We start from the raw sequence: 1,645 nt of genomic DNA, 5'->3' as shown, positions 1-1,645 counted from the left end.
CTCTACTACGACGCCGACGGCACCGGCGCGACCGCGCAGATCCAGATCGCCACGCTCTCGAAGAACCTCAAGATGACCTACAGGGATTTTTTCGTGGTTTGAAACTCCTCGGCTCCCCTCGTCGGTACTGTCCGGCGAGGGGTTTTCGTTGCAGCGATGCCGGGGATAGAAACGCTTCGAGATTTGACTCTGCGTCCACTCAGGGCGTGCGCTGATATTCTTCCCGCTACACTTGCTGCACTTGAGCCGCAGCCAACGTCTAGGACGGCCATGTCAGCGGGGAGGGGATGCGTCTACCGGCCGTTCCCGTACAGCACCTCGCTTAATGCATTCAGCGATGATGCTGGAGACGCGGAACGCCCGCGTATTGGCGGGCGTCATACGGGGAATCTCAGTACCTGTCTCATCGTAGGATCAGCGTGCTCTTCCGGTCTGGGCGTGTGTTTCGAACAAAACAAGAACGATGCCATCGACCGCACGAACGCCGGTATGGATCCTGAGAACGCATTGTCTAACTTCAGGGAAAATGGTGTCTAACTCGCGTTTCCCGCGATACCGCCAAAGACGAATTGTTCAATGCTTGCAATTGGCTGGGGGACTAGGACTCGAACCTAGACTAGCGGAGTCAGAGTCCGCTGTTCTACCATTAAACTATCCCCCACCGTAACTATCTGTGAAACCTCAGCTTTAGCGCTCGGTTTGCAAGATCGGGGGCGGAGTTTACAATTCCGGCCCGGTGGTGAGCGCGAGATAGGTCCTTTTCTGTTCTCGGTCAAGTCTAGTCATCGTCTGCCCGCGACGATTTCAAAACGCTTCCGGTTGGCCTCCGCAACGTCCATTTGATCCATGAACCGCGTGTACCGCTCTACCGTGAGCCGTGTAGCCCGCCCGCCGTCTCACAAGGACCGAGGTTCCACGAAGCCCATAAGACGCGGTGCCGGTTCCCGCAGAGAGCAAAATGTAGTCGTCGCGTCAGACATTCTTCTTTTGGAGGAACGCTCGCAGCGAACGATCGACGTGGTCGATATGCGACTTCAGAAGGGTACATGCTGCGCCGACCTTGCCCTGCGCGCACAAACGTACCAATTCGGCGTGTTCGTCTTCCGCGCGCTCCATTCCACCGGTCAGCGAGAGCTGGATGCGCGTGTGGCGGTCACATTCCTGAAGAAGGTTGGCGACGATCGCGAGCGAGCGCGGCCGCGCGGCGTGGCGATAGAGCAGCATGTGGAACTCCGTGTTGAGTTCGCCCCAGCGCCCCACATGAGCCGCTCGTAATTCAGCGCTGTATTCTTCGAGAATGCCGTTCAATCGCGCATAATCGTCCTGTGTGAGCCGCGGGGCGGATTCCTTGAGCAGACGCGGTTCAAGCAGCGAGCGAAGCTCAAAAAGCTCCTCGATTTCGCGCGTCGAAAGCTCCGAGACGATGGCGCCCTTGTGCGGCTCGATCTTCACCAAGCCCTCGGCCTCGAGTTGCATCAACGCTTCGCGTACCGGGATCCGGCTGACGCCGAATTCGTCCGCCAAAGCGTCCTGACGAAGCTGGAAGCCGGCGGCGAAATCGCCGTCGAGAATGCGCTGTCGCAAAGCCTCGGCGACGGCGGCAGCGATCGTCCGGTGCTTGATCGTCTTCGTTGCCGGTCTAGGC

At 58.8% G+C, this 1,645-nt stretch carries 1 protein-coding gene and 1 tRNA gene; both read right to left on the bottom strand.

The window, feature by feature from the left end; translation table 11 throughout:
- Nucleotides 1–587 precede the first annotated feature (587 nt).
- A tRNA-Gln gene (locus AC1DT3_RS20385) sits at nucleotides 588–661 on the bottom strand.
- A 311-nt stretch (nucleotides 662–972) separates the two neighbouring features.
- A partial coding sequence (locus AC1DT3_RS20380) for a GntR family transcriptional regulator (RefSeq protein WP_477467028.1) occupies nucleotides 973–1,645 on the bottom strand: 673 nt, incomplete at its 5' end.

This window comes from Microvirga sp. P4_G7, from assembly GCF_056401005.1.
Note: the sequence above shows the minus strand (reverse complement) of the source record. Positions and strands in the feature narration are given on the sequence as shown.